Below are 9,246 nucleotides of genomic sequence, written 5' to 3' on the forward strand. Positions count from 1 at the left end.
GCCGAAGAGGGGGTGCCGAAGAGGGGGTCATCAAGGTCCAGTTCGAGCTCAACGGACAATCGCGCACAACGCTGGTCGAGCAGCGTAGTACCACGCACGCGAGCGTGGTGCGCAGCAGCCGTCCGGTTGCCGAGCCCGGCAATCCGCTGCATATCGCCGCGCCCATGCCGGGCTCGATCGTGACGGTGGCGGTCCAGCCAGGACAGCGCGTGGCGGCGGGAACGACGCTGATGGCGCTGGAGGCGATGAAGATGGAAACCCACATCACCGCGGATCGCGACTGCGAGATTGCCGCGGTGCATGTGAAGCAGGGTGACCGCGTCGCCGCGAAGGATCTGCTGATCGAGTTGAAGCCGGCGGATTGATATTGGCGTGCTTGCACGGAGACAGGCTGTTGCCTCCCGTCCGTCCAGGACGGGAGGGCAAGTTGTGACAAAGCCAGCTACGTCTGTCGGGCAGACTGTCCTCGCGCTTGCAAACTAAGTCTGGCCAAGCCCCGGTAGACGGGGTTGCCGTTCCAGTGCGGTTMGGCGTCTGCGAGCGAAAGCGCGGGCATGTGGCGCAGAATCGCCCGGAACACGATCTCTGCCTCCATCAGCGTCAGCGCGGCGCCGATGCACACATGTGGGCCATGCCCGAACGAAAGGTGGGAGCCTTCGCGTCGCGTGATGTCCAGCTCGTCCGGGTTGCGGAAGCGCGCCGGGTCGCGATTGGCGGCGCCGATCAGGGCAACGACCAGATCGCCGCGCCGCAACTGGCGCCCGTGCAGCATCATGTCTGTAGCAACCCGACGTCCCGTGTACTGGACCGGGCTTTCGTAGCGCAGCAACTCGCGCAGGGCATTGGGCAGCAGTTCCGGGGTCTGCTGCAGGCGCTGCCATTGCTCGGGATGGCTCAGCAGGGCGTGCAGTCCGTTGCCAAGCAGATTGCGCGTCGTTTCATGACCGGCAAACAGCAGCATCGCGCATTGCGCCAGTAGTTCGGCACCGGCCTCGATTTTGCCTTCGGCCTCGGCGTACAGCAGATGCCCGATCAGGTCCCGCTGTTGCGCCTGCGAGAGATCCGTGTCTTCTGCCTTGCGCCGCGCCAGCATCGATTCAAATGCTGCAGCCATCTTGAGCAGGCTGACCTSGGCGCGCCGTTTCAGCGCGGCGTCGGGATCCGGTGCGCCGATGAAGGCGGMCAGGTCTTCGGACCAGGCGAGGAAGTCCGGCTGGTTCTMGACGTCCATGCCTAGCAACCTCGCGATGACCATCGCCGGCAGCGGCCTGGCAATCGACTCCATGAAATCGAACGCCTCGGCGCCTGCGAGCTGCGCAATCAGCCCGGCCGTCATTTGCTCGATGGTGCCGGCAAAAGCGCGCAGGGCAGCCGGACGGAAGCCGGCATTGAGCACCTGTCGCAGCCTCGTATGATCGGGCGCGTCCAGGAACAGCATGGCCCGGCTGAACAAGCGCTGGAAGGGGCAAAGCGCCTGGCGCTCGCCTTCGCTGCCACGCATCACCCATCCTCCCGTGCGCCGCGCCGAATACMGGGGGTCGCGMAGCACCGCTTCCACATCTTCATGCCGGGTCAGTAGCCAGGCCCCCCCGAAGAATTCTTCGCTCCAATGGATGGGCCCGAGCGCGCGCAGCGCGTGGTAGGCAGGGTAGGGGTCACGCAGGAAGGCGTCGTCGACCAKGCGGTCGCAGGGGGTCAACGCTCCGGCCATCGCTTCCTCGGTGTGGTACCGGCTTAGGGACGTGGAAGCGAGCGTGGTGGCCTGGTTGGTGGCAGTCGTGCTGTCGGCAATGCTGGTCATTGTGGAATCCTGCTTTGGCAGCCAGACGCTGTCGGGTTTCGGCCTGGCGCGGTTCGGAAGCGACGGCAATGAGGCGAGAGGTTTTTCATGGCTCTGCCCGCCGGGCCATGATGGCGGACAGGCTGTCCAGCAAGCGTGCCACGTCGGCTGCGGTATGCGACGCCGACAGTGTGATGCGCAGGCGCGCCGTACCGTTGGGCACGGTGGGCGGGCGGATCGCGGTAACGCGGATGCCGTCGTTCTCAAGCGCTTGGGACAGCGACAGCGCGGCCTCGTTGTCGCCGACGATCAGGGGCTGKATGGGTGTACTGCTGTCGGCGAGATGMCAGCCGGCGTGCGGATGCCGGACCTGCAGGGTTTGAAGGCCGTTGCGCAACTGCCCGATCAACTGCGCCAGGTGGTCGCGGCGCTCGCGTCCTTCATGGCCTGCGATCAGCGCCAGGCTGCTCAGGAGCGCATGAACGATGGCCGGCGGCGCAGCCTCGCTGTGGATGTAGGGGCGGGCCACGTTGGCCAGATGCTCCACAATCGTCCGGTGGGCAGCGACAAACGCGCCCGCCACGCCCGCCGCCTTGCCCAGCGTGCCGACATAGATCAGGCGCTCGGAGGTCAGCCCCAGATGCTCCAGGGCACCTCGGCCTCGCTGCCCCAGCACGCCAAAGCCGTGGGCATCGTCCACCACGATCCAGGCGTCGTGGCGCTCGGCCAGTGCCAGCATTTCGGCAAGCGGTGCCATGTCGCCATCCATGCTGAACACGCTGTCGGTCACGATCAGCTTTAGCGGGCTGTTGCAGGCAGCAAGCTGCCTGGCGAGCGCGGTGATATCGCAGTGTGGGTACCTTTTCATCGTGGCGCGAGCCAGCAGCGCGCCATCGATCAGCGAGGCATGGATGAGCTTGTCGCAAAACAGGGTGGCGTCGGCCGTGCCCAGCGCGCTCAGCACGGCCAGGTTGGCCATGTATCCGGTGCAGAAGTAGAGCGCCTGCACCTTGGGAATATTCGGCGCGAACCACCGGGCCAGCTCGCTTTCCAGTTGGTGGTGGGCGAGCGGATGCGCATTGACGCGGGCGGGAGCGCCGCTACCCGCGCCGTAACGCCGGGCCCCCTCCGCGAACGCGGCGATCACCGCCGGGTGGCTTGCCAGCCCGAGGTAGTCGTTGCTGCAAAAACTCAGCAGAAGACGTGCTTCACCGTCTTTGACGCTAACCGTCTGGTGAGGTGCGCAACCGGTGAGCGCGGTGCGGCGGTGGCGCGTCAATGCACCTGCGGCGCGCTCGGCCGCGACCTGGTTCAGTTGGTCAATCAGCAATTGCCGAACTCCTGCAGGTGCGGGTCGCTCCGCGGGTTGCACAGCCAGCGCATCGCAGTGGGCCAGCATGCTGGCAGGTCCGCTAGTGGATGCATTTCCCACATCACCTCCTGTTTCGGTCATCCTCGGCGCGGTCGTCTCACAGGAAGGCCGAGCACTGGCATGAATCGGAGAKGGGATGTTAGTCGGGTCTTCTCATGTTTCGCAAACTGGCGGACAGAGGCGACTTGACGGCGGGATGCTGATAAAAGCAAGACAAAGACGACAAAATCAGCGATCAAGTGGATGATTGTGCTCCGGCAACGCTGTCGTCCCTCGAGTCGGCTGGCGCCTCAGCCCTCCCATCGTCGCAGGAAAACGCAATTAATCGCCAGGCGTCAAACACCCACAACCCGTGGAGCCCGCAAGTGACGGGCCAATAGCGGCAATGAAATGTGGTCGATGCTGACCAAGCTCCGCATCTGCTCCAGCATCAAGTCGGCGGATGATGAGGATCGCGCGAAAGAGCGGGAAGGAATGGTGGCGAGACCCCTCAGGCGCGCGAGTCGTTTGCCGATGAGTGCATGAAGCTGGCAAAGCTCTGGAACGATGAGGCGCTCTCGAGCAGGAGTCCAGGGAACTGAAGGCGGAATTGATCCGCTGGGCGAAGCCCGCCACTGTGTAGTCCCTGCATCGGACTAGCGAGGATGAGGCTGTATTGACGTATCCAGTTCCGCCGTACCGTGCATTGTCCCGGTGGCAATATAGCCTGCAGCCACTCGGGCATCAGGTCGATGCCCCCTGCAAGCGTCCAGGGCTTATCGGCTTTTCGGCAGCAACGGGAAKTTCAGCCGATCAAGCCAACTGTGCAACTCTGCTGCGCGGAAAGATTGGAATTTCCCGCAAAGCGCCAGGAGCAGATCCGATTGTGATGTMCCTAGCATGGCGGCGGCATCCGAGAGCGTCAGCCCGGCGGCCCGAATGCGGTCGGTGATGTCTCTCACAATTCCCGCTTTGAGCGGGATTTCTTCGGCGTCCGCGAATMCAAGCTGGACATAAACATTGCTCGTTCCATACTCGAAGCGGAACATCTGGACTTCCTTTTTATCCTGGGCAATCAAGCCCTTACTGCGCCTGCACGACGCAGGCACAGGGCGCGATTATTAGGGTAAGGCGCGGTCAGCACAATCTCGGGGAAACACCAAGACGGTGCAAGGCTGCCCTGTCATCACGGTGACACACTGAAGACGAAGACGAAGACGAAGACGAAGACGAAGACGAGGCCTTGGCCCGTCGCAACGTGCGAGTTGTGGCCGCGTGGCGCAGCTAGTGCCGGCACGTCGAAAAAAGCGACGCCATTGTTGACTCCGGTGGTTGCCGCGGGCGTAGAGGCGGCGATTGTGCCAGGATTGCTTTTAGCCATCGCGCTCACCATCCCCCAAAGCGGGTCCAACGCGCTTGCAACGCAGTGCCGCCCGCTACTACCGCGTAGGCCCCGTGCTGTGCCGCTGTCGCGCATGCATGATTCGGCAGCACGCGCAAAAGCGTGCCGAGTGGGAGCATTGGCGTGGCGGTCGGATCCGTGCGGTGGCGGACGATACCATGCTCCTGGTTGGCGTCGATCATCACCAGATCTGACAGCGGCTTGCCGTCGATATCGCAAACCAATCCATAGCCATGGTCGACCGGTTGCTTCGCGGTGCCACGGTCGCGCGACATTGCCATCCAGCCTGCATCGGTGATTAGCCAGCCTTTTTCACGCTGGTGCCCGATCACCGTGCACAAGACCGACAGCGCAATGTCATCTGTGTCGCAGACCCCAATGCCCCGCATCACCAGATCAAAGAATACAAACACCCCTGCCCGTACCTCTGTCACGCCCTCGAGCGAGCGGGCGAAATGAGCGGTCGGCGTACTACCGACGCTAACCACCGGCGCGCGATGGCCGGCGGCGCGCAAACGTTCCGCCGCCCTTACGGCGCCGGCGCGCTCCTGCTCGGCCAGGGCTTCAATCGCCTCGACCGAACGGCAGTTGTACGAGTCGCCTGCATGGGCGAGCACGCCCGCGAGCCAGGCGCCAGTCCCCTCGTCATAGCCCAGTGCGGCAGCGATATCGAGCAACGACGGGTCCTCCGGCTTGACGCCTGAGCKGTRACCGTCGGTGTCGATCTCGATGAGCACCGGCACGTTGAGGGCGCGCTCGCGACACCAGGCCGCGAGCGCGCTGGCCGCCTCCACGTTGTCGAGCAGCAGCGTCAGCTTTGCGCCCCGCCGCACCAGGTCTTCGACATGCGCCAGCTTGGACGGCACGATGCCCACCGCGTACAGGATGTCGCTCCAGCCGTGGTCAAGGAAGTAGCCAGCTTCCTTCAGTGTGGACACGGTGATTGGCGTACCAGCTGCACCGATGCAAGACGTGACGTCGACCGACTTGTTGGTCTTGACGTGTGGCCGCAGCGTGACGCCGGAGGGCGCAAGGCGGTTGCGCAGCCGCGCGATATTGCGTTCCATCTTGGCTCGGTCCAGCACAAGCGCCGGCGTTTCAAGTTCTTGCAAAGTCATGGGAATCCTTTGTTGGGGGCAGCACGCAGCGAGCGGCTGCCCGTTTGCTTAATCCAGTTGCACCTTGTTGGCTTCGAGAAGCGGCCGCAGGCGCCGGAAATCGCGCTCCACAAGCCGGGCTAGATTGGCGGGCGTGTTGTCGGCGCGGGCCGGGAACTCGACACCCACTTCGTGCATCTGGCGCACCAGGGCAGTGTCAGCCAACGCGTCGTTGATTGCCTGATTCAGCCTGGCCACCACAGGAGCAGGGGTGCCCTTGGGAGCAAACAGGCCGTTCCAGGAATGGAAATCGATGCGTGTCTTGCCACTGCTTTGCGCCGTGGCGACCTTGGGCAGCGTGGGCAGAGGCTCCCGCGTCAGCACCGCGATGGCGCGGACACGGCCACTCGCCACCTGCGCGAGTGATGTGGTGGTCTGATCGCAGGTGAAGTCTGTCTCGCCACCCATCAAACCTGCCATCGCCGGCGCCACGCCCTTGTACGGAACGTGCATGGCATTCAGCTTCAGGTCGCCCAGGAGCATCAGGCACGCCAGATGCGAGATGGAACCGATCCCAGCGGTGCCATATGACGTGGTGGCCGGATGTCCCTGAAGGTAGTCGGTGAACTGGTTGAAGTCATTGACTGGCAGATCGCGCTTGACCAGCAGGAGCACGGGCGCGGACCCGACCAGCCCCAGCGGCTCGAAATCCTGACGCGCGTCATACAGCGGCTTGCGATACAGGATCATGTTGGCCGCCTGGGTGCCTATGGTGCCGAAACCGATCGTGTAGCCGTCGGCGGGCGCGCGAGCGAGTTTTTGCATGCCGATCGAGCCGCCTGCGCCCGCAACGTTCTCGACCACGATCGATGTGCCCAGGCCGGATGCCATCCTGGCGGCAACGGCGCGGGCCAGCGCGTCGCTGGGGCCGCCGGCAGGGAACGGCATGATGAGCGTAAGTGGCTTGCTTGGCCACTTTTGCGCCGGCGCGGGCGGTGCAGCGGGCGCAGTGGCAGCAAACGCGGTTGGGACAACGACGGCGCTCAGCGAGCCGACGAGCAGGGCGGTGGCAATGGCGGATTTCATTGGGTCTCCTCGCAAGTAGCGCGCCTCTCAACCCTGCGCTTGGGTTCCGCTGCGCGGCGTTGCGACGAGCTCGAGCACGGGCAGGAGGCTCGGGCCCTGCTGCAACGGTGCCGGCGCGCCGTCGGGCAAAAGCAGCCCTGCGTGGTTGTGCCAGTAGGTGTCGAGCCCTACCGCCGATGTTCCGAACAGATCGAAGCCGGATCCGGCGACGAATAGCGTATTGGCAGCCTCCGACCGCAATTCCTGCAGCGCCTGTCGATAGGGGCGCGGATCCGGCTTGTAGAAGCCGGCGCGCTCGGACGTCACTATCACGTCCATCGGCACATTGAGGCGCTCGACCGCCAGCCGCCCGAGACGCTCGGAGCAGTTGGTCACAACACCGAGTCCATGCGATGCGCGCAGGGCGTCGAGAACAGCGGCGGCACCGTCCCACAGCGTGAGCTCTGTCCACCGTTCTTCGAGCGCGTCAGCCATGGATGGTGGCAGCCCGGTCTCGATCGCGGCCTCGCGCACTAGCGTCTCGTAGGGGCGGTAGGCGCCGCACGCATAGGTGCGCTTCAGGTAGGCGGCACGCCAGGCCCGGCCTGCCGTCTCGCTGCCCGCGACGCTATTCCACAGGGACCAGGAGTCGAGCAACGCGGTTAGCAGATCGAACAKGACKAAATCGTATTGGCGGGCTTGAGGTGTTTGCAGTGGCTGATGTGTTGGCTGTGTCATGGCGGCGGTCTCCGGGTTTCGAGTCGCCAGTGTAGGTATGCCATGCCCTCATGTGGTTAATGCCATAGAATTTCTTAATTCACCTGAAGGTTAATAATGAAGCTAGACATCGAAGATCTGCGGTTCGTTCTGGCGCTGGATCGCTTAGGAAGCCTGGCCGCATTGGCCCGGGAGGAGAACGTCACCCCACCGGCCGTGACCAAGCGCCTGGGCCAACTGGAGGCGCGCCTGGGTATCCGGCTAGCCCAGCGCACCACACGGCGCCTCCAACTCACGCACGAAGGGCATCTGCTGGCGCAGCACGCCACCGGTGTCCTGGAACAGATGCAGGCGATCGAAGAGGCACTGCAGCAGCGCAGCCAGGCCGTGGCAGGCAAGCTCAAAGTCCACGGGCCGTTTGGCTTTGGGCGCCGCTACCTCGGTCCGCTGTTGGCGCAGTTCCATGGCACGCATCCCAATCTCGAGGTGCAGTTGTACCTGTCGGACAACCTGATGCTGCCGCGCCAGCCGGTGCATGGCCGTKATGCCTTCGACGTGCTGGTCAGCATCGGCGAGATCCCGGATTCGCGTTGGATTGCGCATCGCATTGCGCCGAACCGACGCATCCTGTGCGCGGCGCCCGAATACCTGGCCAAAGTACCGCCATTGGAAACGCCTGCAGATCTCGAACGGCACGCCTGCCTGGTTCTCAGGGAGAACGAGGAGGATGTGACGCTGTGGCGCTTTACCTGCGATGACGGYGCAAAGGACGGCGGAAACAGCCAAAGCCAGAACCCTCGCCATGCGCGATCGCGAGAACAGACAGTGCGGGTGCGCCCAACGATGGAGAGCAACGACGGCGATGTTGTCCATCACTGGTGCCTGACCGGCAAAGGCATCATGGCGCGGTCAGAATGGGATGTGGCCGATGAACTGCTCTCCGGCCGTCTTGTAGCGCTGCTGCCAGCGTACCGGCTGCCCGACGCCGACGTGATGGCGCTGGTGCCGCAGTCGCGCCAGTCATCAATGCGTGCGCGGCTCTTCGTCGAGATGCTGCGCAAAGCCCTGGGGCCAAGGCCGCCGTGGCGTATGACCCGCCGGGGATGATGGGCCGAATCCGACGAGCAGCGCAGCCGAACAAAGGCCATCAGGCCCGCGTGGGCATAGCCACGTGGGCTGCGGAAGTCACCMTTCCCGGCGAGCACCAGCTCGGCTGCCACAAGTGTGACGGTGACTGGGCCGGGGGCAAGCAAGGCTCCTGCGAGATTCCGGGCCCCGCTTGGTTCTCCAGGACTCTTATCCGATCCCGGAAAAATCCCGCCGTCAGCCCCGCATTGACCGCCCGCCGCAGCCAGCCGGGCCGAGGCCTCCCGCCGCTTCCAGTTCTTCCAGGTCAGCCTCTCCTAGCCGCCGCGATCACTTTCGTGCGAGCGGTTTGCCGAAAGTGTGGCMGAGGCGCAAGTCAGGAGGGCAGTGCGCCATAAGTTATAGACAGAAGCGTAATTATGTCTAACGTGTGAGATAAAAATCAATATTAAATACGTATTACGTAGTAATATATTGAAAATTCTCGGACGATTTTTGCCAAACCATGACCGCCAGCCCTGAATCCACGCCGTCCGACGCCGCCTTGCAGGCCACGCTCGCCGCCGACGTGGCCGCCCTGCGCACCCAATTCCCCGAGACCCGCGCGCTCTACCRCGAGGTCTGCGGCCTGCTCTTTTTCCGCTACGGCATCACCCCCACCGCCAACAAGCTCTATCAACTGGTGCGCAAGGGCAGCATGGGCACGCCGACCGAGGTGCTGGCGCAGTTCTGGACCGACCTGCGCGAC

10 protein-coding genes are annotated in these 9,246 nt (G+C 64.0%); 3 read left to right on the top strand and 7 right to left on the bottom strand.

Going from position 1 to position 9,246, the window contains the following annotated elements; all coding sequences use genetic code 11:
* On the top strand, positions 1–365 hold a 365-nt coding region (locus AC1DKV_RS39435), incomplete at its 5' end, for a biotin/lipoyl-containing protein (RefSeq protein WP_477139622.1).
* Between the two features lie 77 nt (positions 366–442).
* On the opposite strand, the gene AC1DKV_RS39440 is transcribed toward AC1DKV_RS39435, so the two are convergent.
* The 7 genes from AC1DKV_RS39440 to AC1DKV_RS39470 all read right to left on the bottom strand — a co-directional run bounded on the left by AC1DKV_RS39440 (position 443) and on the right by AC1DKV_RS39470 (position 7,433).
* Positions 443–1,801: a cytochrome P450 gene (locus tag AC1DKV_RS39440; protein ID WP_477139623.1), complete on the bottom strand. Its 1,359-nt coding sequence runs from the start codon at positions 1,799–1,801 to the stop codon at positions 443–445.
* A gap of 85 nt (positions 1,802–1,886) precedes the next feature.
* Positions 1,887–3,110, bottom strand: a complete 1,224-nt coding sequence (locus tag AC1DKV_RS39445; RefSeq protein WP_477139628.1) for an 8-amino-7-oxononanoate synthase — start codon at positions 3,108–3,110, stop codon at positions 1,887–1,889.
* Positions 3,111–3,907: 797 nt separating this feature from the next.
* Positions 3,908–4,180 carry an XRE family transcriptional regulator gene (locus tag AC1DKV_RS39450; protein ID WP_477139629.1) on the bottom strand — a complete coding sequence of 91 codons (273 nt, stop codon included), beginning with the start codon at positions 4,178–4,180 and terminating at the stop codon, positions 3,908–3,910.
* Between the two features lie 137 nt (positions 4,181–4,317).
* Complete coding sequence (locus AC1DKV_RS39455) at positions 4,318–4,512, bottom strand: hypothetical protein (protein WP_441643459.1); 195 nt, start codon at positions 4,510–4,512, stop codon at positions 4,318–4,320.
* A gap of 5 nt (positions 4,513–4,517) precedes the next feature.
* On the bottom strand, positions 4,518–5,651 hold the full coding sequence (locus tag AC1DKV_RS39460; protein ID WP_477139624.1) for an alanine racemase: 1,134 nt from the start codon (positions 5,649–5,651) through the stop codon (positions 4,518–4,520).
* A gap of 48 nt (positions 5,652–5,699) precedes the next feature.
* Positions 5,700–6,716 (bottom strand): tripartite tricarboxylate transporter substrate-binding protein, encoded by a 1,017-nt coding sequence (locus tag AC1DKV_RS39465; RefSeq protein WP_441621738.1) that lies wholly within the window; start codon positions 6,714–6,716, stop codon positions 5,700–5,702.
* A 27-nt stretch (positions 6,717–6,743) separates the two neighbouring features.
* Positions 6,744–7,433 carry an HAD family hydrolase gene (locus AC1DKV_RS39470; RefSeq protein WP_477139625.1) on the bottom strand — a complete coding sequence of 230 codons (690 nt, stop codon included), beginning with the start codon at positions 7,431–7,433 and terminating at the stop codon, positions 6,744–6,746.
* Between the two features lie 96 nt (positions 7,434–7,529).
* Here AC1DKV_RS39470 and AC1DKV_RS39475 point away from each other — a divergent pair, with 96 nt between their 5' ends.
* Together AC1DKV_RS39475 and AC1DKV_RS39480 are read left to right on the top strand one after the other, a co-directional pair.
* A complete protein-coding gene (locus AC1DKV_RS39475) occupies positions 7,530–8,519 on the top strand; it encodes a LysR family transcriptional regulator (protein WP_477139626.1) in 990 nt (329 codons plus the stop codon).
* Between the two features lie 484 nt (positions 8,520–9,003).
* On the top strand, positions 9,004–9,246 hold a 243-nt coding region (locus tag AC1DKV_RS39480; RefSeq protein WP_477139627.1), incomplete at its 3' end, for a DNA-binding protein.

It is taken from the genome of Cupriavidus sp. 05T41, assembly GCF_056396525.1.